Raw genomic sequence first — 23,392 nt, forward strand, 5'->3', positions numbered from 1 at the left:
ATGATGGTGTCATACTGATTTACTGGAGGCTATATATGAGATCGAAACTAGGAACCGCACTCGATATTTTCATCATCCTGATCGGCCCATTCATCATCTACGCCCGCATCGTGGACATCATGCAAAACGGCGTATCGCTCTATCCGTTATTGTCGGTGATCATTGTCGGGCTCGCACTCGCTTTCGCCGTCTTCAATTTGGTCCAGCTGTTGAAAGAACGGCAAAACAGCACTCCGCGCAAAAAATAGCAGAAATGAGGATCTCCCTTGAAAACGCTTTTATTGTATCTCGTTCCATTAATCGTTTACGCACTGATGAATAATCTGGTCAACGACAGCTTTACCTGGCCGCAATACTTGATACTATTGTTCGCTTTTCTGGCGTTTCAGCTCGGCCGGCTGCGCTATCCGAAAAACGAAGTGCCGCCAGCTGCAAAAGTGACGCAGGCCGTCTTTTATGTTTTGACGGTCGCAATCATTTTCCGCGATAAGTACCTGGACGCCGGGCTGGTCAATTTGATGATCGCCCTTGTGGCAGTATTTGTCATCGTCGAATGGATCATCGCCAAACCGCAACAGAAAGCAAATACGTAAACGCAAAAACGCGAAGCCGCTATCCCTGGGCTTCGCGTTTTCCTATGCATATTCTTTAAATGACATACCATAGGATAAACAGCACGACCGCAATGCTGACCCATGTGATGATGCGGACCAAATTGCGTTTTTTGCGCAATTCTTCTTGTTCTTTGACGTCTTTTAGCAGCGGCATTTCTTACCCTCCTTGCTGTATTTCATTTCCCAATGCTTCCTGCTTCGATTATGATGAATAAAAAGGAGGTTTTCAAGTTGAAAAAATGGCTTTTCCCCGTGATTCTTGCAGCAGCACTTGCCGGATGCAGCAATGCGCCGGCGAATCCCGATGAAGCGACCGCCCCTGCAGATGTAATCGCCACAGACCTTGAAGCCCCTTGGTCAATCAATAAGCAAGGAGACGACTTCTATATCTCAGAACGCCCAGGGACAGTTGCTTATATTGATGCAGAAGGAAAGTTGGAACGCCAGGACGTCAATTTCTCTTCGCCTTTATCCTCTGCTTCTGAAGCTGGATTTCTCGGGTTCGTACTGAAACCGGATTTCGCTGACTCACAGGAAGCTTACGGCTATTATGTTTATGAAGATAATGGCAATTCTTATAATAAAATTGCGGAATTTCGTTTAGACGGGGGAAGCTGGTCGGAAACGGCCGTTCTCTTGTCAGGTATCCCGACAGGCAATGTCCATCACGGCGGCAGGTTAGAATACAGCGAAGACGGCACCCTATATGCCACAATCGGAGACGCATCTGAACCAGATCTTGCGCAGGACCCCGCTTCAGTCAATGGAAAGATTCTCCGCCTCAACGAATTCGATGAATTTGAAATCTATTCGCTTGGCCATCGCAATCCACAAGGCTTGGCATGGGACGAGGAGACGATGTATGCCTCGGAGCATGGCCAATCCGCAAACGACGAAATTAATATCATCGAACAGGATGCCAATTATGGCTGGCCCAATATCGAAGGGGATGAAACGGCCGATGGTTTAAAAGCGCCGCTTGTCACGAGCGGTTCAGATGATACATGGGCGCCAAGCGGGATCGATTTCCACGACGGTGCGCTGTATATCGCAGCACTTCGCGGGACAGCGATTAAAGTGATGGATCCAGAATCGGCAGAAATCACCGATTCCATTGAAGGATACGGGCGTATCCGCGACGTCTATTCGGACGGGGACGATTTGTATTTCATCACGAATAATACCGATGGCCGGGGAACCCCGACAGAAGGCGACGACAAATTGTATATTTTAAATGAGCAATGAAAAAAGCGGAGACCAGTGTCTCCGCTTTTTTATTTCATTTCTATAGTTTCAGCACCATCAACAATTCATCGATGTAACGGCTGTCCGCCTTTTGGGCATTCGGTGTCGTGCCGATGCGCCGAAAGCCGGATCGTTCGTAAAAACGAATCGCATGCGGGTTTGCTGAATTGACGGCCAGTTCAAGCTGTTCGAGCCCATCCCATTCATTTGCAAAGGACAGCAACTGATCAAAAAGCGTTGACGCAACCCCTGTCCCTCTTGTTTCTTCCGCTGCATAGACGGCGAGTACTTCGGCTCTGTGGCTGGTCTTCTTCCCCGACAATCTGAGCAGTGTCATCATGGCGAGCAAACGGTCTTCGTCGTACGCACCGAAGGTCACGGCTGAAGGATTGGCGAGATTGTTAGCGGTCGCACTCACCGGTCTTTGGCTTGCTTCATTGAAATCAGTCGAAAACGCATCGGCATCTGTCTGCAATGCCGTTAAGCGAAGTTCCCGATACTGTTCAGCATCTTCATGTGTTAATCGTCGATAGTCCATGACACTCACCCTTTCTTTAGCGGAATTCCTGGACGACACGCCCTTTTCCATCGTCAACGTGGAAAGTCGCATGCGCCCCGTTGACCAAAATCACTTGCGGCGGTTGATGGCCGATATCGGCATCATAAACGATGGGGATTTTTAATTGCTCCGCCAGTTCCTGGTACACCATCTCCGCAGTATAGCTTTGTACGGCATCGTTCGCTTCGCTTCTGCCGAAGACGATTCCGGAACAATTATCGAACCAGCCTGCATATTTCATCTGCAGCAAACTGCGCTTCAAATCCGGTGTGTTCATTTCGCAGTTTTCCAAGAACCAGACAATCGGTTCACCTGGAATGGATTTTTTCCGGAAAGCAGCGACGTCCCCATATGGCGTACCGATAAGGTGGCGGATCACATCGATGCATCCCCCGAGAAGACGGCCTTCCAACCGTTCCCCTTGTCCCGATACGGTTTTCCAAACGGTCGGCTCGGTCAAGTGGAAAACGCCAGGAGCCGGCTTGTCATGGCTCCAATTTTTTTGGTACCGCTCAGAAGAGACTTGTTTAATGACCGTGCCTTTCGTCGAAGACAGCATATCCACCCAGCGCGCAGTAGTCGGATCGGTTTCGCTGCCGCGCAAGTCGACGATATTGGTGCCATGTGCTGTCGCGATCCCGGTATTTAACGTAATCGCCAAGGCCAGCAAGCTCACGTCCGAATACCCAAGAAGCCATTTCGGGGTGAACTTCTGGAAATCCACATGCTCCAATACTTCCAATAACAACTCACCACCCCATGGCGGGATGATCGCGTCGACTTTGGAATCACGCCAAATGTTGATCAGTTCTTTCGCGCGGATGGCTGCAGGGGACGACTTGGCTTCTTTTTGGGTCCAGGCATTCGCCGTGGTCTTAACAGCAAAGCCTTGCTGCTCCAATTGGGCAATCGCCCCTTCAAGCAAATGATGGAGTTCTTCAGAAACCCCTGATGAAGGTGCCGTAACGCCGATGGTTTTTAGCGCTCGATCGGGATAGCGGATCATCGTCTCTCCTCCTTACCAATTAATATAATTGAACAACACATAAACGATGCCCAGCAGTAAAGCAGCTCCAAAACCGGTTAATACCACATGGACCAATCCGTCAACTAACAGATTTGGCTGCTTGTCGAGACGCTTGCCTTTAAACTGCGAAAAATCCGGTGGCGTTTCTTTCAGATTACGTTGCTGGATAGACAGGTCAGTATCCTCGAATTGCTTGCTCATATATATACACCCCTATAATTTAACATTTTAAAATTATTTAACTTTTTACAAGTATACTAAAAACTCCGCCAAGAAAACATGCTAGTTTTTTGCATCATATCCTATATTTTGGCTATAGCCCGATTTTTCGGGTATAGGGTGTAGGTAGCCATATTTTAAGGAGGAAATTGAAATGAAAACACTCGTAATCGGAGCAAACGGCAAGATCGGACAGCACTTGGTGCGCCAGCTTGCGAAACATCCAGAGCATACTGTGAAAGCGATGATCCGGAAAGCCGAGCAGCGCCCGTTTTTTGAAGAGCTAAAAGCGGAAACCGTTGTGGCAAGCCTCGAAGGAAGCGTGGAAGAACTGCAAAAAGCGATGGCTGACTGCGATGCAGTGGTCTTCACTGCTGGCAGCGGTGCTTCGACCGGTGCAGACAAAACGATGACTGTCGATTTGGACGGTGCGGCAAAAGCAGTTGAAGCCGCAGAATTAGCCGGCATCAATCGCTTCATCATGGTCAGCGCCATCCATGCCGATGACCGCTCCCATTGGACCAAGGAAATGACGCCGTACTATATCGCCAAACACCACGCCGATCGCATCTTGCAATCGAGCAGCTTGGCGTATACAATCGTCCGGCCCGGCTTATTGACAGACGATCCGGGAACAGGGCAAATTGCCGCAGGCGGGAAACTCGATGTCGGCAGCATTCCGCGAGAAGACGTCGCAGCTGTCATCGTCGCGTGTCTCGAATCCACAGATCTCACAGACAAAGTATTCCAACTAACTTCAGGGGACAGCCAAATCGAAGACGCCTTGAAAAATATTTGATAAAACGAAAAAGCAGGTGAAGAATTTCTCTTCACCTGCTTTTTTCATGCTTTTGTATAATCATGGCCTTTCCAATTGCGGTAGCCGATCACCATTTGGAAAACGAATGCGATCGAACAGACCAAAATGGCGAGATAGCCGAGCATCGTAATCGGCTGCATCAAAATCGACTGCACGACCAGCAGCAGCATCAAAGCAGCGATGCCAAAATTGACGATATAGGGCTTATCGTAGAATTTCTTCGAGGCGATCCCGACAAAAACCGCCACCCCGATAATTGCGATAAATAACAACATGTCCATTGAATTCCATCCTTTTTTGAAAGATTAACTCATTTCCTAAAATCAACTATAGCATAATTCCAATCCTGAAAGCGTCTTGCTTTCAGCTGAATCGACACATAGAAAACCCCCAATCCACAAATAGCTGATCGGGGGGTTTGGCTTAATGTGCTTTCAATTCCGCAACAAGCTTGCGGTAAGTATCAAAATCGAATTCGACGCTTCCTTTTTTATAAAACCATAGCACAGCATCTTTGTCGCCGCGTGCGAGCATGTGCGTAATGACGGCTTTCGGGCTCGACACATCGACACCCGCTTGGTCCGCTTCACGCAATTTCGCCAGCTTTTCCTGTTTCGTAGCCAATTGGGCTTCCCCCTTCTTCATTGCGGCAGCTCCCTTAAATCAAGCAGTACCGGCAGCGAATGAAAGTCCGGGCGTTTCATCAATTGAATCAAGCCAGACGCTGTGTCTTCCGGGCTGCTGAGTTTGCCGCTGCGCTTATAGTCACGGAAATGCTCAATCTGAGGAAAATCCTCTTCCCCGCTTTCCCGGATTTTTTCTTGCATACCGGTATCGATAATCCCGGGTGCGACCGAAACTGCTTTAAGGTTTTCATATTCAGCATCCAGACAGGTCGTGTAATGGTCGAGACCCGCCTTGCCTGCGCAATAGGCGCTCCAGCCTTTGACCTGTTTTCTGCCGGCACCTGATGAGATATTGACGATGCGGCGCGTCTTTAAGGACTCTGTCCCGCGCAAGAATGCGGAAGACAAAGCCATCGGCGCCGTCAAGTTCAAGGTGATGCTCTTCGCGATGTCCTGTCCGTCGTTCGCGCCAGCAAAGCCGATCGGTTCGACCGTTCCGGCGTTATTGACCAAAGTAACCGCTTCGGCTTCAGCTGAAATTTCTTTTGCCGCTCGTGACATGACTTGGGAAATCCCGGCGATATCGGTCAAATCATGGGTAATGAACAGTGCACCCGTCCAGTCTTCAGGCTCCGTGCGCGCGATGCCGATTACTTGATGGCCGGACGCTGCCAATTGTTTGCTGAGTGCAAGGCCGATGCCTTTCGAAGCACCGGTAATGATAAATGTTTCCATCTTCACACCTCCACTCCATTTTTCTCATACATGACTTCGCCTGCAATGACTGTCATTTCCACTTCAGCGCTTAGCAATTGCTCATCTGGCCCTTCGAACAAATCACGGTCGAACACGGTGAAATCCGCATCGAATCCTTCTTTGATGAGGCCGCGGCGATGCTCCATGCAAATGGCTTGTGCGCTGCCATACGTGTAAAGTCGGATCGCTTCGAAGCGGCTAAGTTTTTGTTCAGGCAAATACCCTTCGTGTGTCTCTTCTGGTTTTCTGCGTGCGACAGCCGCAAACAAGCCTTGGCGCGGGTCGACTTCCTCAATCGGCGCATCGGATCCGCCTGCGCAGATGATGCCCTCATCCAATAGCGTCTTCCAGGCATACGATAACGCGAGACGGTCATCGCCGAGACGCTCCACTACCCACGGGAAATCCGAAGGCACAAAACTTGGCTGGAGATCAAGCGCCACATCAAGACGTTTCAAACGCTCAAGCAAATCTTCTCTCAGCACCATCGCGTGAATGAGCCGATCCCGTTTGCCTTCAGGCGTTGGATGGGCTTCAATCGCATCGAGCGCTTTTTCCATCGCGAAATCCCCAATGACGTGGATCGCAACCGCTTCCCCGTGTTTTCTTGCTACGGACACGAGGCGTTTCAATTCTTCGTCGGAATGAATCGCCACACCGCTAGTCGATGGGTCGTCTGTATAAGGGCGGCTAAGCAATGCCGTCCTGCCGCCGATCGAACCGTCAGCGAATAATTTCATCGGGCCCGGATCGATAAACGGTTCCAAATACTTGGCGTCTTCCATCATTTCCTCAAAAGCACTATGGGCGCGCAGCAAATGGGCACGGAATTTCGTTTCCTTGCCGATGACATTATGGAAAGCTTGCAGTGGCCGTGAGTAATGGCCGTAATACCCCATATCTTCTGTATGGCCTCCAGTAAGCCCGAGCTTGAGCAAATCGTCGACTGAAGTTTTCAGCGCTTTCGTCAAATAATCGACGCTCACTTCAGGCACGACATTCGCAACGAGATCCTGGGCTGCATCGAGCAAATACCCTGTTGGTTCGCCGTTTGTATCCCGTACAATGACGCCGCCTTCTGGATCTTCGGTTTCTTTCGTGATGCCTGCCAGTTCAAGTGCACGCGAATTGGCGAGCACTGCATGGCGGCAAACGCGTTTTAACATCATCGGCGATTCACAGATGGCATCGAGTTCGCTGCGGTGGAAAATTTTCCGGTCCGGGAAATTGTTTTCATTCCACCCTTCTCCGATAAACCATTCATCCCCGGAATGCCCTTCCGTCGAGCGGATCAATTGCTCTTTCATGCTGTCTGAACTATCAATTTTCGACAAATCGACGCGCATCAATTTTTCTCCGTGCTGAATCAGATGCAGGTGGCTGTCGACCAGCCCCGGGTACATGGTGCGGCCGGCCAAATCAATTTCCTTATCGGCTAGTTGACGCAATTCTTCGTAAGACCCTGTTTTTTCTATGCGGTCATCAGAGACCAGCACCGCTTCTACGGTCTCGCCTTCTGTTTCCATTGTATAAATCTGTCCCCCGTAAATAAGCACCTTCATCTAAAACCACTCCTTTTCTCTTTGTTCATCATAAATATATTTTTCAGTGCATTCAATAAGTTTGGCTGGAAATGACTAAATTTTTCTGCGCCTGCCCGCAGATACAAGCTTCCTCATTTATGATATACTATGCACAACTTTAGAAAGCTGAGGTGAGCTCCCGGACATGGGGGACGAATTGGACAGTATATTTTATCTTTATATCGCAACCGCAAGTATTCTTTTATTTTTTACCGCTTTTTTTGTAGGAGCGGAATTCTCCATCATCCGGGTGCGCTTGTCGCGCATCGAACAAGCCTTATCGGAAGGGCGCAAAAATGCCAATTGGCTGGAAAAAATCAGCAATAACCTGGACTATTATTTATCCGTTTCACGCTTTGGCATCGCCGTCACGGCAATCGGCCTTGGCTGGCTGTCAAAAAACATTGCCGAATTGCCTTCTGTACAGGCGGTGGCCGATAATGCCGGATCAAATGCGGCAGGGCCGATCGCATATATCACAGTGCTCGTGCTGGTCTTTTTCATCCGCGCCATCATCGGGGAACTGGCGCCGAAAGCGTTGGCAGCTCAGTATGCAGAACGCGCGGCCTTCCGCCTCGCTCCCGCGCTGAGTCTTGCCGGCAGTGTATTCGCACCCATACTTTGGCTGCTCAATGCAGCGGCACGGCTCCTCTTACGGCCGCTGGGCATCCGGACTTTACAGCCGGAATACGGCCATTCCGAAGAAGACTTGAAGCATTTGATGCACGAGAGTTACCAGAGCGGTGAGATCAACCAGAATGAATTGGCGTATATGCAAAATATCTTTTCGTTTGATGAACGGCTGGCGAAAGACATCATGCTGCCGAGAACGCAAATGATTACCATTTCGCTGGAAATGGATCATGATGAATTAATGGAAATTATTGAAGAACATCAATATACACGCTACCCCGTAACCGAAGACGGCGATAAAGACGCCATCATCGGCTTTGTTAATATCAAGGAATTGTTGACGAGCTACACCACGGCCAGGGATCTCTCCAAAAGCTTGACGATCCATGACTTGCCATTCGTCCATGACCAGGCGCCAATCCAGGATGTGCTGCTGCGTATGCAAAGCCAGCACGTTCATATGGCAATCGTTGTCGATGAATACGGCGGGACGGCCGGCGTCATCACAATGGAAGATATCCTGGAAGAAATTGTCGGTGAAATCCGCGATGAATTCGACCACGACGAAACCGATGATATCAAACGGATAGATCATCATAATTTCCTTGTCAACGGCCGGGTGCTGTTGTCTGAACTCGAAGCCCGCTTCCCGATCGAATTCGAAGAAAGTGAAGACATCGACACTGTCGGGGGCTGGGTCCAGATGATGGACACTGACATCGCAGAAGGCGGCGTCATCGATTTGACCGACTTCCGCTTTATCGTGCGCGAGATGGAGAACCACCAAATCATCACTGTCCAATTGAACAAGAAAAACAAATCATAAAAAAACGGCATTGCTAATCATTAGCAATGCCGTTTTTTTATTTACTTTTTATCATTCAATAGCGATTTTTCGTATTCGAATTTCTTCATCAGCATCTCGCCGGTGTAGCCTTCTTCGATCAATTTCGCCAATACCGCTTTGGTCTGGTCATCGGCTGCTTCTGGATGCTCATTGCGGTCAATTTCAACGACACTGTCCTCATCGGAGATCCAGTCAGAATAGCTGCCCACATAAAGCTTCAAGCCTTCATGCTGTTTTTCAGCAAGCATGGCATACAGCGCAGCTGCCGTGACGCCGCTGCCGCAGTAGACGACAGCCGGTTCTTTCGGCTGCAGCAAGCTGCCGAACTCTTCGTCGGTACGAAATGCTCCATTCGACACCAATTGCGACCAATCGTAATTGCGCGCCCCCGGTATGCGCCCGGCGACCGCATCGATCGGTTCGTTGATGCCAGCGTAGCGCTCAGGAGAACGGGCATCGATCAAGACACCCAATTCTTTGCCATCAACGATTTGCTGAACGTCTTTACGCGTTGCAAACAAATGATCTTGAAACTCCGGCGCCACCGCTGAAGCCGGATAGGAAGTGGATTCATTCGAAGTCGCAATGCCTTGCTGCTTCAGTTCGTCAAAACCGACGCGGCTGATATACGCGTTTTCAAATCCGGCATAAGCCAGCAGCCACCATGCCCGCGCGGCATAGGGAGAGCCGCCCTGGTCATAGACGACGATCGAATCCGTCAATTCCAAACCTGCTGCTTGAAATAATTGTGTCAGCTGTTCTTTACTTGGCATCGGATGGCGGCCGTTCGCAGACGCCATATCGGATAAATCGTTCTCCAAATCCCAGTGGATCGCCCCTTCCACATGTTCCGCCGCAAAGCTTTCGCTTCCCCATGCGGAATCCTTCAAGTCAAAACGCGCATCGATCCAACGGTAATTTTCTGTATCTATCGTTTCAATAAAAACAGTCATATTTATCCCCTGCCTTCCATCAATTTTTCATGCAATTGCTTCCATTGCGCCAAAATTTCGCTTTGCTGCAACAGGCTGCGCTCGGATTCAATCTGCTCAATGGCCTGGCGCAGCAGATGCTGACGCAGTCCTTCTGCTTCCTGTTCAATCCAGAACTCGGCCCATTCGATCAAAGCGGCTTTTTCCCGTTCCAAATAACGGCCGGCGTCCGGTTCCATCATTCCCTGCAGTGCGTCGCGCATCGTTTCTTTTTCGTTTTTCTCGAAAAAGCTCTTATTGTTCTTATAATACGATTTAGCCGTAGAATAATCGGCATCGCCGAACGGTTGTCCCGCTTCGAGCAATTGTGCTTCTGTCACTTCATATGGAAGAAACGAAAACTCCGAATTCCAGTCCTTCAGTTTGGCAGCATCGTCTTTAAAGCGTTCCGTCAATTTCTTCTCGACAAATCGAGCAAGCCGCAGATTGGTCACTCTCATCTCCTGTTGGAAATCAAATGCCGTCATTTCCCGCAAATCACGCAATGCCGTATCGAGCGCTTGCTTCGAGGATTCCTTTGCGAACAGCGAAGGATTGAAAGCTTCCTTGAAGAAATCATTGAAGCGGTAGAAGACGCGCTGCTTCACATAATACAGCAATTCGCCAAGTTCTTGGCTCGCTTCTTGTTCCAATACCGGTGCCATCGTTTCACTATAGCGTTTACGGACTTTCTGTTCCAATTGCTTTAATTCTTCCAGGCGCTCGTCTTTACGTTCCAAGTTCTTTTCGGTCGACTGAATCAAATTGCGGAAACGGTCCACTGTTTTCTGTTCTTCTTCTGACAGCGACTGGACCGCAATCCCTTTTAGTTCTTCTTTCAGGAAATGCTGGAAGTTTTCTTCGAACTCCGGCATGCCGGAAATGTCGCGATCTTTCAAGGCTTGCAGGCTCGAAACGCCGAACAGGCGCGGGAAGCGGATGCCGAAGCGCTGCAATTCATTGCCGACATAATCGATGACTGCTTGTTTTTCCTCTTCATTATTCGCCAAATCGATAGCATTGACGACAAAGAACATCTTATCCATTTCGAACGCGTCTTTCACGCGGCCGAGCTGGATCAAAAATTCACGGTCCGCGCGGGCAAACGCGTGGTTGTAATACGTGATGAACAAGACAGCATCTGCATTGCGGATATATTCGAAGGCAACATTCGTGTGACGCGCATTGATGGAATCCGCACCTGGCGTGTCCACTAGGGTAACACCGTTTCTGGTCAGCTCGCAATCAAAATAAAAGTCGATTTCCTCAACAAAACAACTGCGTTCTTCTTTAGCGACATACAAGCTGAATTCTTCGCGATTTACGCGCAAAGTTTCGCCCAGGTTTTCGGAAAAGGCTTCATAGCCACCTTTAAAGGCCAGCAGGAACGATTTGTGGATTTGCTGCTCAGTTGTTGCCTCATCCGGCAGCGCATCGGTTTTCGCATAGGCCTGTTCCAGCGTCTCGACTTTCACACCGAAAATGGCAAATGAGTTTTTAACATCTTCCGTCATCGCCGAAACGGTTTTCAAACGCACATCGGCGGTTTCATGCGGATGGGCGTCGGTCACCGGGCGGATGCGATTGATGGTCGCGGTCGTCGGATTCGGGGATACTGGCAGCACCGTCTCGCCCATTAATGCATTCGAGAACGAGGATTTCCCGGCACTGAAAGCGCCAAACAAGGCGATGGTAAATTCCTGGCCTTCCAAACGCTTCGCTTTCCGTTTCAAATAGGCTACCGTTTCCGAAAACCCGCGCACCGGCTCTAAAATATCGGCCGTTTGTTTCACACGCGACAGCACTTGCTGTTCATCAAAAGAGGCCAGTTCGTGTGTCGGGGCGCTGTCGCCATCGTCCCATTGCTGTTGTTCTTCCTGTTCGAGCATCGATGGTGTAAATTCCACCATGTCTTCAGCCGACAAATGAAAGGCATCTTGCCAGTCAGCCACTTGTTTTTCTGCCGCATCCATCTGCTTCGGCAAAATGGCAGTGAAGGATTTTTTCACTTTATCAATCGCTTCGTCCATTTCCTCGAGCGTGCGGATCGCTAGCACCTTTTGTTCAAGCGACTCGGATTTCATGTCGATCTCCGTTCCCGCATCGTCCGGAAGCCCTTCGAAGCCCTCCTGTTGGCGGGCTTTCCATGGATCGGTTTCCTGGATGAGCCAGCGCTGTACTTGGGCAGTCAGGCTCTTGCTGACATTAAGTACGGTATCCGCCGTCATCGTTGCCGTTTCGGGAACATTCTCCTCAACGACTGAAAACGGCAAGTCAAATTTCATTTTGTCGATTTCAAGCGACTCGGTATCTGTCAATAAGCCCGCTTCTCGCAGCGATGTTTTCATCAACTTTTTCAAATGGCCTGACATTTGTGAGTCGATCGTTTTCGACAGCTTGTCTTGAAGGTCTTTTTTGCGGTTTTCCCGCTCTTCTTCGGTTTTCTTGCCGCTGAACAATAAGCCCACTTTAAATCCGGGTTGGCGCGCTTCTATATAAGGACTCAGCGAATCCCTCACTTCATAAGGCATGATATTGGCGTTTTCGAGCAGCTCTTTGCGCTTTTTCTCGAAATTCGATTGCCAATTGTCGTAATCTTGGACAGAACTGCGGCGCTTGATCAGTTCATGTTCTTTTTTTAGGTCTTCGCGCGCAGCCCATTCTTCCTCAGACAACACATTCGCGAAGGCTTCCAGCCGCTCCGCTTTTTCATCTTCCAAAAACCCGATGTGCTCATCTTTTAATTGACGAAGTGCAGATGCCGAAGCTTCCCCGAGGTGCCCTTGCCAATTGTCCATGACGGAGGAGACGAGCTGTTTCACTTCGGAGAATTCATTGCCCGGGAAGTCGTGGACTTTTAATGAAGTAAAAAAGATGCCTTTCGGTTCGACGCCCCAAGCGGCAAAACTATCCGCAACCGATTGCTGGAATTCCGCAAATGACATCTCGCTTTCTTGATGCTTATCGATCTGGTTGACGATCAAATAAAGATCCGTGTATTTCTGCAATTCCTTTGTGAAATTAAAATTGAGCTCGGATTGCACATGGTTGTAATCCATGACATAAAACACCATATCGGCCACATGCAAAGCCGATTCAGTCGACATTCTGTGGGCATCATCCGTTGAGTCGACACCCGGCGTATCCATGACAGTGATGCCTTCTGGCAACACGGAAGTCGAATGTCCGATGTCGATTTGCGTGACGTCGCCGCTCTTGCAGAAATCCTTGACCGCCTGGAAATCATAGTTTTCAGGGAAATACACAGGACGGTCTCCCCTGCGGTTGACGGTGGCATAGTCTTTTTCAGCCTTATGGACATTGACGATGTTTGCGCTTGTCGGAATCGGGCTCGATGGCAATAGCGTCTCGCCCGTCAAAGCGTTGATCATCGACGATTTTCCGGAGGAGAAGTGGCCGGCAAATCCGATAATGAATTGGTCTTTCAAAATTTTACGCGCAAATAATTCCGCTTTTTCTTCACGTTCCGTGTCGTCATTATCCTTGAAAATTCGGTAAAGATGCGCTGTTTCGATTAATTCCTGTTTATGGTCTGTCGCTGTCATATGTATATCTCCTTCACCGTTACTTCTATTCATCATATCATTTTTTTCAACAGAACGAAAAACATCCTTCCATCTCTGGAAGGATGTATCCTCAGGAAAATCCGTGGATCGACATGCCGCCGTCGATGAACAAGGTCTGACCGGTGATATAGCCCGCTGCATCCGATGCAAGGAACACAACAGGAGAAGCTACTTCCGGCAATTCGCCGACGCGTTTGAGCGGTGTCACTGCAAGGATTGAATCCAAGTATTCCTGGTCTGAAAGCAAATTTTCCGTAAGCGGCGTACGGAAATACCAAGGGCCGATCGCATTGACGCGGATGCCCCGATCGCCCCATTCCATCGCCATCACTTTAGTCATTTGAATAATCGCTGCTTTAGAAGCCGCATAGACGACGCCTGTTTTCAGGGCGCGGTCTCCGCCGACGGAACTGACGTTGATGATTGACGCTCCCTTATTCATATACTTGGCCGTTTCTTGGGAAAACATGAATACACTTTGCGCATTGGTATCCATGATTTTATGCCATTCGCTGTCTGTCGCATCATCCAGTTTGGAACGAATATTCATCCCTGCATTATTGACCAGAATATCGACGCTGCCAAACTGCTTGACCGCCTTTTCGACTGCCGTTTGGATTTCATTGCGGTCAGTCACATCCGCAACTGCATAAGCTGTGCGATCGTTAGCCATTTCCTGCATGACTTGCTTCAGGTCGCTTTCGGTCCTTGCGACCAGCAGGACATTGGCCCCTGCTTCACCGAGTGCTAACGCAATCGCGCGCCCGATGCCCTTTCCGGCTCCGGTAACGATTGCGGTCTTGCCTTCTAAACGAAAAGATGCCAACACAAGTAAATCCCCCTTTTAGTCATTTCCTATTCACTTTTCACTTTAATCCAATTGATATATTTTGGCGTATTTCGCTTCCAAGTATTCTGCTAGATGATTTCCATTCAAGCTCTCACCCGTCGCTTCTTCTAAAAGCTCAAGCGGCTTCTTGACAGCTCCGTGCCGGTGAACTTTATCAGTCAGCCAATCAGTGATCGGGCCGATCTCTCCGTTTGCCAGCAATTCATCATAATTCGGGATGTCTTTTTGCATGGCATTTTTGAACTGTGCTGCATACAGAAGCCCCAGTGCATAGGAAGGGAAATAGCCAAAGCTGCCACCTGCCCAGTGGACATCTTGAAGCACGCCTTCACCGTCATGTTCTGGTCGGATGCCTAGATATTCCTCGTATTTATCGTTCCATAAAGCTGGGAGATCCTTGACTTCATAGTCGCCATCGAACAAGCCTTTTTCTAATTCATAACGAATCATGATATGAAGTGCATAAGTTAATTCATCGGCTTCGATGCGGATCAATGAAGCTTTGGATTCATTGATGGCTTTGAGGAATTCATCAAGCGTTACCTGCTGGAACGAATCCGGTGCATAAGATAGGAATTTCTCGTAATTATGACGCCAGAATGACTCGTTGCGCCCAACAAAGTTCTCAAAGAACAAGGACTGTGATTCATGGATGCCCATCGAGGAGCCCCCGTCCACCGGCAATCCGCTCAAATCACTGCTGATGTTTTGTTCATACAGAGCATGGCCTGCCTCGTGAATCGTACCAAAAACAGCCGTACGGAAATCCCGTTCATCGTATTTTGTCGTCACTCGGACATCGCCGCGGTTCACTGCGATCATAAACGGATGGACCGTTTCGTCAAGTCTTCCCGCTTCGAAATCATAGCCCAATTGGTTCAGCACATCCAAGCTGAAATCCTGCTGGGCTTGTTTAGGGAAATGCCCATACAAAAATTCGGTGTTCGGCTGATTCTCAGACTCTTGGATTTGTTTGACGAGCGGCACGATGCGGTCTCTCAATTGCCCGAATACCTTATCCAGTTGCTCAGTCGTGATGCCTGGCTCATACTGGTCCAGCAAAGTGTTATAGACGCTGCCGTTTTTCATTCCCCAATAGCCGACAAAGCGGCGCGTCGTTTCCACGAGCTGTTCAAGATAGGGTTGGAACATGGTAAAATCCGCCTGCTCCTTCGCCTCTTCCCAAACGGATTCCGCTTTGCTTGTCAAGACAACGAACTTACGGTATTCCTCCGGTGGAATTTTGGCGTTCAATTGGTACTCACGGTCCGCTTCTTCCACAGAGCGCTGCATCGCGGTTGACAAGCCGTCCTGCTTTTTCAGTTCAGCGATCAGCTTGCCATATTCTTCGGAAGTCGACATCGCAAAAAGTTCTGAAGACAAGGTCCCGATCGTCTCTGAACGCAAGTCTTGGCCTTTCTTCGGTGCGCCTGTTCGCATATCCCAATACAGCAAGGAGATGGCTTCGTTATAACTTGTCATTTTCTGGTGTAGTTCCCTGAATTGTTGTTCCATTTACACAATATTCCTCCTTCTTTTCCGGTCTATTGTATCATATGGAAGCTTTTGTCCGCCCCCACAGCTTTCAAGAATTTCATTTCTATAGGCGGAACAGCGGAACAGATATAAAAAAATGGGGCTGTCCCAAAAGGTCATGAAAAGTGACTTTTAGGGGCAGTCCATTTTCGTCTTCTAAAGAAAAGGCTGATGTCCATTTCGACGGACGCTTTCCGCGGGCACGGCCTTAGCCTCTTCCCTCGCTTCGCTCAGTCCAGGGTCTTCGGCTCGCGCTGTTCCCGCTGGAGTCGCCGTCTCCATTCCCATCAGCCGGTTTAAAAAGAAAAAAGGATACAAAAAAATCGTCCATTTCTGTAAAATGGGAGTTACCACACCACCATTAGAGAAAGGACGATTTTTATGTGCAATCCGAAGATTACTTCCTCAAATTATAACACTGAACAAGCCGCATTTCCACTCGCTCTGGGAGAAGGAACTGGCGTTCCGCTATCCAAAAAAGCGAGTCCTACGTTCATTCCCTATAACAACCAACAAGGCTTTGCCATCTTTGATATACAAGATCTTGTGCCAGCCAACCATGTCGCCCGGGTCATCGACGAAATGGTGGAATTGATTGATGATGAGCTGTTTTTCGCGCACTATAAAGGCGGCGGAAGAAGCTCTTTCCATCCAAAGATGATGACCAAAGTTATCCTTTACGCTTATTCGAAGAAAATCTATTCTTCTCGAGGTATTGAAGAAACACTTACTGAACACATTCCGTCCATGTGGCTCGCAGCTGGCCAACAACCAGATCACCGAACGATTAACCGGTTCCGTTCGGACCACTTAAAAGCGATGATGGACTCCCTTTTTGAACAGATGATTCACCAGCTGATCGAACAGAACTACATCACTATGGAGCATTATTTTTTGGATGGCACCAAAATTGAAGCTGATGCCAATAAGTATTCATTCGTCTGGAAAAAAGCGACACAGAATTTCGAAGGCAAGTTGAAGGTAAAGATTGCCGAAACGATTCAGCATATCCATGAACTGGCCGCAGCTGAAGCGATTCCACTCAACGAACAGGTAGAAGAAGCAACGCCTGAACAGCTGGAAGAAATGGCGGAAGCCATGGAAGAACAGATTGACGCATTCACGGAAGCCCTTGATCTGGAAGACGATACCGAAAAACGAAAGCAACTCCGGTCCAAGCGCAGTGAGTGGAAAAAGCCGGTCAAAGCGATTCGCGAAGATTTCCTTCCGCGTCTGGAGAAATATAGTCAGTACCACGAGATCTTCGGTGATCGAAACAGCTTTTCGAAAACAGACCCGGATGCGACCTTTATGCGAATGAAAGATGATCACATGAAAAATGGTCAATTGAAAGCAGCTTATAATGTACAAATGGCCACAGAAAATCAGTTCATTCTTTATTATTCGATACATCAGCGACCAACGGACACGCGCTGTTTTCTTCCGCATCTGGAGAAACTAGCGGCTTCCAGCCTGCCCATGCCGAAGACGGTCATTGCCGATGCAGGCTATGGCAGTGAAGAGAATTACCTGTATGCGTTGGGCGATGAAAAAGAGCCGCATTTCGACTTTCTCATTCCATATGGAATGTATCTGAAGGAAAAATCAGCGAGTTACAAGAAGAATATCAAACACGCGAAAAATTGGACATACCTAGAGGAGGAAGATTGTTTCATCTGTCCGAATGGTCGGCGTGTCGCATTTAAAAAATACCTGAATAAAAAGAATGCCTCCGGTTACGAACAAAACTTAAAAATCTATGAATGCGAAGACTGTTCGGATTGTCCGTTAAAAGCCCTCTGCACGAAAGCAAAAGGCAACCGACAAGTCCAATGGAATCCCATTTATGAAGAAATGAAAGCGAAGGCCAAAGCAGCTCTTGAAGATGAAACGAAGACACAAATCTACGCCCAACGCAAAATTGACGTAGAAAGTGTGTTCGGTCATATCAAGGGCAATCGGTCGTTCCGCCGATTTCTCCTCCGGGGCTTAGAGAAAGTGCATACAGAGTTCGGGATTGTGGCATTGGCCCACAACCTCCTGAAAGTAGCCGGCATGCGCCGGCTACTTTCAGTGACCTCACCAATAAATGAAAAACAGACGGAGAAAAAGAAATTCTTTTTCTCCGTCTGCTTTATTTTAGGGGCTTATGGGACAGCCCCATTTATCAATTCTATTTTATTCATCGATTTTTCGCCGCTACTGGCAAAACATTCTGCCAGAGATGTTCAATGCGCAATTCCTCTTCGGTCAATAGCAAATGGATTTGGCCATGGTCAGATGAAGAGCGGATCAACCGCCCGACGCCTTGCTGCAAGCGCAGCTGCATAAACGGCAAGTCGATCTCTTCCAGCGGATGCTCGCTGAATTTGCGTTTGGCATCGAATACCGGGTCGCTCGGCGGCATCGGCAAATCGACAATGATAACCTTAGTCAAGGCGTCTCCCGGCAAGTCCATTCCTTCCCATAGATGATGGGAGCAAAGCACTTGGAATTTGCCATCCTGGAAATCGCGCACGACAGACGATAGCTCACGGTCGCCTTCAAACTCGAGTGCAAGCGGAGAATCTTTCGGCACTGCTCGTTTGAAAGATTGCATGGCGGCTTTTGATTTGAACAATACCAAAGTCTGTCCGCCTTCCGCTGCCAGTTCCAGTACTTTTTGCGCTTTTGCCTCCTGTGCGACAGGATGCTTGAAGATCTCCATCACTTCTTCGTATTCAAACGGAGACGGCACCGAGAACGATTCGAAATTGTCGATCCCTAAGGTATCCGCTAAATAAGTGAAATCCTTCGCGACAGACAATGTGGCGGAAGAAAAGACAATCGGCAGTTTGCCATCGAATAATTTCTCATCGAGAATATCCGTCACAAGGCGTGGCATGATGACCAAAGTTTCAATTTCATCTTTTTCTTCAAGCCAGCTAATCGCGTCGCCGTTTTCGACAAATAAGCCCATCGAGAAGTTATACTGCTCGAAATACTCCTCAGCCAGATTCAGTTCGTATTCCGGAATGCTGAACAATTCCCCTTCGAAGACGAATTCTTCCAACAGGCTGTCGACGGTGCGGATCAATTCCGTCCCGATGCGTTTCAATAGCGGGTCTTCTTGTATCGCTTTGCGGTCTTCTTCGCTAGGGATCAAGTTACTGCGCAGCACACGGAAAAACTCAGTATGCAAATCGATGGTCCGTTCAATGAGCCCGAGCGTCTTTTCGCGAACCCCGTCGACCATGACTTTTTCCGTCACGTCATAAAGCGAGCTTTCCTGTACTTCATAAGTAAGCGCGCGCTGTGCCGCGAATTCCAGTAAGTGGCCTTCATCGAGTACAATTTGTGAAACTTCCGGAAGCAATGGCGCCTGGCCTTCGTGCTTGCGGTTTTCTTTTGTCCAAATATGCTCCATCAGGAAATCATGTGAACAGATGACCAGGTCGGTCGCTTCCCGGTAATGGTTGCGATGCAAGGTCAATCCGCATTTATTGCGCATATCGCAAGCGTTGCAGTTTTGGATCGGATGGTAATTGACTTGTTGCCACTGATCATCCGTGAGTTCCGGATAACTTGAGCGTTCGCCATATGGATACATTTGCTGCATCGAATAAGTTTTGTTGACGAATTCGGGAAGCGTATCTTCGATATGGTCGAGGAAATCCGCTTCGCTGCGTTTTTTTGCCCCTTCGAAGCGTTGCAGGCATAAATACTGGTCGCGTGATTTCGCGAGGCGGACGTCCAGGTTCAAATTGAACAATTCGTCCAAACGGTCGATATCCCCGCCTTTTTTCACCAATTGTTCGATCAATGCCTCATCTGCACAAGAAATGAGGGCAGGTTTGCCTGTGTAGCGGGCATATGCAATCGCTGGCAATAAATAGGCCATCGTCTTGCCTGTGCCGACGCCAGCTTCTGCAAATAGCACTTGTCGTTCTTTCAGTGCTTTTTCCAATTGAAACGACATAAAAATCTGTTCATCGCGAAGTTCATACCCTTTTTCAGGCAGAATATCGTAGAAGATATCCCCGATCCAGTCGTTCAATGAGTCAAAGAACGTTTTATCTTTGGATAACGGAAATGGCAATGCTTGTCTCATATAAAACCCCTCACAGAGAAACGGAAGGGCACACGCCCTTCCGTTTTCCTCATTTATTTTTTGGACGTTCTCCCCAGAATTGGAACAGGTCCGTGCGGATAAAACCATTATATAATTTGCGTTTTTTCGTCGCTTTTTGGCCGTAGAGTTTTTCAAAGCCTTCCATCGAAGACAGCATATAAACAGACCATGTCGGGTATTTCGAGAACATTTGTCCCATATCCCCAATCATTTCTTCGATGACTTCCACTTCACCGATCCGCTCGCCGTACGGCGGGTTCCCGATGACAACACCGTTCTCTTCAGTTGTCGTGAAATCTGTCACTTGGCGCTGCTGCAAACGGACAATTCCTGCAAATCCAGCTTCAATTACGTTTTCTTCGGCGATTTGGATCATCCGGTGGTCGATATCCGTGCCGAGAATATTAAGCGGCTGGTCGTAATTCGCTTGCTCTTCCGCTTCTGCACGAACTTCATCCCAGATCTTGGAACCAATCCATGGCCATTGTTCGCTATCGAATTCCCGGTTGTAGCCCGGGGCGATGTTCTGGCCGATCATTGCTGCTTCGATGACGATTGTCCCTGAACCGCAGAACGGATCGACAAATGGGCGATCTGGGCTCCAGCGCGACAATTTGATAAGCGCTGCCGCCAAAGTTTCTTTTAGTGGTGCTTCGCCTTGCCCGACGCGGTAGCCGCGTTTATGGAGTCCGGCTCCGCTTGTATCGATCGATAACTGCACTTTGTCTTTTAGAATCGACACTTCTATTTTGAATCGAGGTCCCGATTCGTCTAAAAAGGCATTGCGGTGATATGCTTTTTTCATGCGCTCGACAATTGCTTTTTTGACGATCGACTGGCAGGTCGGCACACTGTGAAGCTTTGATTTAACCGATTTTCCTTGAACAGGGAATTCGGCATCGACTGGCAAGTATTTTTCCCATTCAATCGCTTTTGTCTGTTCAAACAGCTCATCAAAAGTGGTCGCTTCGAATTCGCCGGCGATCAATTTCACGCGGTCAGCGGTGCGCAGCCAGAGATTCGTTTTCGCGATATCGCGGGCAGTTCCTTCAAAAAATACTTTGCCGTTGTCTGTCGTCGTTTCGTACCCAAGTTCTTTTACTTCATTTGCCACGATGGATTCCAGACCCATCGCCGCAGTGGCCAGTAATTTATAACTAGTCATAACAACTTCCTTTCCGTCTTCCTAATACCTGTTTTAGTCATATAGCAACGACTGCTGACAATACCGGATGTTGATAGACAGCAGCTTGGACCATATATAATTTTTCACTTCAAATTTTTCTTCATTCATATGAAGAAAGGCTCCCCAGCAGGAGAGCCTTTCAAAGATAATAAGTTAAGACCATTCAAAATTCTATAAGCCATGTTTTGTCTCCACGTACTCAAACAGCCAAAGCCTCGTACTAGCGGATGGCAATCATCTATCTGCGGATTCGCTCCGCCTCTTCCGTCGGTTCATTTCCCTTGGAAAAGTGCCCCTACCATAATTTGGGTTTCTCACTCGCGGGGTTTACCTCGTTCCACCTGCATAGTTTCCTAGACAGCTCCGTCACTGTGGCACCTTCAGGGTATTTCGGCCATATCCGAAGACTTAGGCGTTCTACCCGCCGTCAGCATAAATGCTGCCCCAGCTTATTGTTTCGCTGAGCGCGATCACTACGGTCATCGCAGATCCGTGTGAGCATGGACTTTCCTCTCCCGCATCAAGTGCGGGAGCGATTGCCAGAATTTCAAATGGCTAACTAAGTATACGCTATTCGGCGACTATTGACAAGCTTATCATCTATTGTCGAGCTTATTGCCGAATACATGATTTTCTAAATGGGACAACCTGCGCAGAATGTCAAAATTGGTCGTTCCAGGCGCGGGAGTTGCTTGCTTTTTTGGCGATTCCTCCAGCTCCGCGCGCAATCGGCGGTTTTCATTTTGCAATTGTTCGATTTTTTTGTTGTACAATTCATAGTCTTGAATGATTTCATCCAGGAAATGGTCTACTTCATCCTGGTTGTAGCCGCGCATGGCTGTTTTAAAGTCTTTTTCTAAAATGTCTTTTGCTGCATATTTAATATCCATTCGAATCGTCCTTCCATTAAAAGAAACTTCGTGAAATATGTCTATTCCTTACGGTTAGTATAGCATAAGCGATATTTATCGTGTTCTGTGAACCGTAGATTCGGCGGCTTTTTTTCGTTTTTTCTCCTCGAGCCGCAATTCACGCTTGACCAAGTCGTCCACTATCGACTTCCTGACTTTCGTATGGCTGGCTGCTTCTTTTGCAAAGCCGGTCATGACGAGTGCCTGCGTTGGATCTTTGAATTGATGTTCGTGAAGTTTCGCCAAATGTACCCACGCCTCCACCTCCACCGGGCCGCGCAGATGGGGCGCTGCTTCTTTAAACAATTGAAGCGCTTCCGCAAATTCGCCTTTGCGCTTTTTTTGGACTGCCAGCAAAAAGCGGGCAAGCGCCCCGGCATCTCCGCGCTCAAGCGTGACATGTTCGAGGTAAGCGGCGCTTTGGTCGAATTGCTTCAAGTCCGCATACCATTTGCCAATATTCGTGTAGGCGCCGCTCGATTCGCTCGAGAGATCCTCCATCAACAAATCGGATGAACGGATATAAAGCGATACGAGCGACAGGATATCCAATTCATTATGGTACAGCACTTTCGCCAAGCCTTCCGGAAATCCGCTTTTGACCGCATCGAGATAAATTGCGGGGATCAAATACCCCGGCACGTCCCCGCTGCGGGCAAAGCCGAGCTTTTCTTCTTCGATGACGCTGAGCTTGAGCCGCTGCAATTCGTTTTTCCAGATCCGTTTCGTGCCGTGGAATAAATCAATCTGCTTCGGGTCCGGCAGTTTCGGCAAGGCCCCGCGGTGCATCGTCCAGCGCGAATGGAGCTGCGGCCAGTCGAAGCTTTTGCCATTATAGGAGAAAATGACCGAGTCCTGTGCCTGCCATAAATTCGACTCATAGAGAAAAGCCGCTTCTTGCGAAGGATCCGGCATGATCCATTGAGTCATTTCAAAACGGTCTGGTTTTCGTTCCAATACGCCGAGCAGAAAAATATATGCCCCCGTCCCACCGAGCCCTGTCGTTTCCGTATCGAAAAACACCAGAGGGGCTTCTTCTGAGAGTTTGAATGGATGCTCGTAATCAGTATTCTGCCATGCCTTAAGCACACGGTCGAGTTCGCCCAGCACGACATTGCCGTGGAGGTAATCAAGTGGATACGCGATTTTTTTCTCAAACACAAAACCGAATTTATTTTCCTTTAACGTCAAGCCAATTTCTTTCCATTGCATTTCATGAGACGGCCGTGCAGGAGTCGTTTGCGCTTTTCGGGCTGCCGGTTTTTTATTCAGCATGCCTTTCATTTGCATCAGCTTGTTTTCAAAAGACAT

The 23,392-nt window shown here is 48.6% G+C and carries 20 protein-coding genes, 1 other RNA gene and 1 pseudogene; 6 read left to right on the forward strand and 16 right to left on the reverse strand.

Translation table 11 applies throughout. The annotated features are described in order from the left end of the window. The first annotated feature begins 35 nt into the window (after positions 1-35). From G3255_RS09810 to G3255_RS09820, 3 genes are all read left to right on the forward strand, one after another. Positions 36-248 (forward strand): hypothetical protein, encoded by a 213-nt coding sequence (locus G3255_RS09810; RefSeq protein ID WP_058380609.1) that lies wholly within the window; start codon positions 36-38, stop codon positions 246-248. A gap of 18 nt (positions 249-266) precedes the next feature. Continuing rightward, positions 267-593, forward strand: a complete 327-nt coding sequence (locus tag G3255_RS09815) for a hypothetical protein (protein WP_211654308.1) — start codon at positions 267-269, stop codon at positions 591-593. A gap of 252 nt (positions 594-845) precedes the next feature. Further along, entirely contained in the window at positions 846-1,859 is a 1,014-nt protein-coding gene (locus G3255_RS09820; RefSeq protein WP_249222102.1) for a PQQ-dependent sugar dehydrogenase, read from the forward strand. A gap of 40 nt (positions 1,860-1,899) precedes the next feature. Here the strand turns inward: G3255_RS09820 and G3255_RS09825 are convergent, their stop codons facing one another. From G3255_RS09825 to G3255_RS09835, 3 genes are read right to left on the reverse strand one after another with little or no spacing between them, the layout of a single operon-like run. Continuing rightward, positions 1,900-2,397 (reverse strand): GNAT family N-acetyltransferase, encoded by a 498-nt coding sequence (locus G3255_RS09825; protein WP_211654309.1) that lies wholly within the window; start codon positions 2,395-2,397, stop codon positions 1,900-1,902. A 16-nt stretch (positions 2,398-2,413) separates the two neighbouring features. Next, positions 2,414-3,424: a S66 family peptidase gene (locus G3255_RS09830; RefSeq protein ID WP_211654310.1), complete on the reverse strand. Its 1,011-nt coding sequence runs from the start codon at positions 3,422-3,424 to the stop codon at positions 2,414-2,416. A gap of 12 nt (positions 3,425-3,436) precedes the next feature. Further along, entirely contained in the window at positions 3,437-3,646 is a 210-nt protein-coding gene (locus G3255_RS09835; protein WP_211654311.1) for a hypothetical protein, read from the reverse strand. A 172-nt stretch (positions 3,647-3,818) separates the two neighbouring features. On the opposite strand from G3255_RS09835, the gene G3255_RS09840 reads away from it, so the two are divergent. Next, positions 3,819-4,463 carry an SDR family oxidoreductase gene (locus tag G3255_RS09840; RefSeq protein ID WP_211654312.1) on the forward strand — a complete coding sequence of 215 codons (645 nt, stop codon included), beginning with the start codon at positions 3,819-3,821 and terminating at the stop codon, positions 4,461-4,463. Positions 4,464-4,507: 44 nt separating this feature from the next. Here G3255_RS09840 and G3255_RS09845 read toward each other — a convergent pair whose 3' ends face one another. From G3255_RS09845 to G3255_RS09860, 4 genes are all read right to left on the reverse strand, one after another. Next, positions 4,508-4,765 carry a hypothetical protein gene (locus G3255_RS09845; protein ID WP_211654313.1) on the reverse strand — a complete coding sequence of 86 codons (258 nt, stop codon included), beginning with the start codon at positions 4,763-4,765 and terminating at the stop codon, positions 4,508-4,510. A gap of 142 nt (positions 4,766-4,907) precedes the next feature. Next, a complete protein-coding gene (locus tag G3255_RS09850) occupies positions 4,908-5,108 on the reverse strand; it encodes a hypothetical protein (protein WP_249222103.1) in 201 nt (66 codons plus the stop codon). A 17-nt stretch (positions 5,109-5,125) separates the two neighbouring features. Further along, positions 5,126-5,845, reverse strand: a complete 720-nt coding sequence (locus tag G3255_RS09855) for an SDR family NAD(P)-dependent oxidoreductase (RefSeq protein ID WP_249222104.1) — start codon at positions 5,843-5,845, stop codon at positions 5,126-5,128. 2 nt (positions 5,846-5,847) lie between these two features. Next, positions 5,848-7,428 (reverse strand): amidohydrolase, encoded by a 1,581-nt coding sequence (locus G3255_RS09860; RefSeq protein ID WP_211654316.1) that lies wholly within the window; start codon positions 7,426-7,428, stop codon positions 5,848-5,850. Positions 7,429-7,594: 166 nt separating this feature from the next. Between G3255_RS09860 and G3255_RS09865 the strand changes: the two genes are divergently transcribed. Next, on the forward strand, positions 7,595-8,908 hold the full coding sequence (locus G3255_RS09865) for a hemolysin family protein (protein ID WP_249222105.1): 1,314 nt from the start codon (positions 7,595-7,597) through the stop codon (positions 8,906-8,908). 41 nt (positions 8,909-8,949) lie between these two features. On the opposite strand, the gene G3255_RS09870 is transcribed toward G3255_RS09865, so the two are convergent. The 4 genes from G3255_RS09870 to G3255_RS09885 all read right to left on the reverse strand — a co-directional run bounded on the left by G3255_RS09870 (position 8,950) and on the right by G3255_RS09885 (position 15,852). Next, a complete protein-coding gene (locus G3255_RS09870; protein WP_211654317.1) occupies positions 8,950-9,882 on the reverse strand; it encodes a sulfurtransferase in 933 nt (310 codons plus the stop codon). 2 nt (positions 9,883-9,884) lie between these two features. Beyond that, positions 9,885-13,466, reverse strand: a complete 3,582-nt coding sequence (locus tag G3255_RS09875) for a dynamin family protein (protein ID WP_211654318.1) — start codon at positions 13,464-13,466, stop codon at positions 9,885-9,887. 91 nt (positions 13,467-13,557) lie between these two features. Continuing rightward, positions 13,558-14,316, reverse strand: coding sequence for an SDR family NAD(P)-dependent oxidoreductase (locus tag G3255_RS09880; protein ID WP_211654319.1), 759 nt, complete (start codon positions 14,314-14,316; stop codon positions 13,558-13,560). 42 nt (positions 14,317-14,358) lie between these two features. Then, positions 14,359-15,852 (reverse strand): carboxypeptidase M32, encoded by a 1,494-nt coding sequence (locus tag G3255_RS09885; RefSeq protein ID WP_211654320.1) that lies wholly within the window; start codon positions 15,850-15,852, stop codon positions 14,359-14,361. Positions 15,853-16,254: 402 nt separating this feature from the next. Here G3255_RS09885 and G3255_RS09890 point away from each other — a divergent pair. Next, positions 16,255-17,913, forward strand: a pseudogene (locus G3255_RS09890) (IS1182 family transposase); the annotation flags it as partial. A gap of 142 nt (positions 17,914-18,055) precedes the next feature. Here the strand turns inward: G3255_RS09890 and G3255_RS09895 are convergent. The 5 genes from G3255_RS09895 to G3255_RS09915 form a co-directional block, all read right to left on the reverse strand. Then, positions 18,056-19,963, reverse strand: a complete 1,908-nt coding sequence (locus G3255_RS09895; protein ID WP_211654321.1) for an ATP-dependent DNA helicase — start codon at positions 19,961-19,963, stop codon at positions 18,056-18,058. A gap of 49 nt (positions 19,964-20,012) precedes the next feature. Then, a complete protein-coding gene (locus tag G3255_RS09900) occupies positions 20,013-21,149 on the reverse strand; it encodes a THUMP domain-containing class I SAM-dependent RNA methyltransferase (RefSeq protein WP_211654322.1) in 1,137 nt (378 codons plus the stop codon). A 190-nt stretch (positions 21,150-21,339) separates the two neighbouring features. After that, positions 21,340-21,718, reverse strand: an RNA gene (rnpB, locus tag G3255_RS09905) — RNase P RNA component class B. 48 nt (positions 21,719-21,766) lie between these two features. After that, on the reverse strand, positions 21,767-22,060 hold the full coding sequence (gene gpsB / locus G3255_RS09910) for a cell division regulator GpsB (RefSeq protein WP_068869266.1): 294 nt from the start codon (positions 22,058-22,060) through the stop codon (positions 21,767-21,769). 75 nt (positions 22,061-22,135) lie between these two features. Then, the gene (locus G3255_RS09915) at positions 22,136-23,392 is read right to left on the reverse strand and encodes a ribonuclease H-like domain-containing protein (protein ID WP_211654323.1); all 1,257 of its coding nucleotides are present in this window, start codon (positions 23,390-23,392) and stop codon (positions 22,136-22,138) included.

This window comes from Planococcus sp. MSAK28401 (assembly GCF_018283455.1).
Classification (GTDB): Bacteria; Bacillota; Bacilli; order Bacillales_A; family Planococcaceae; genus Planococcus; species Planococcus alpniumensis.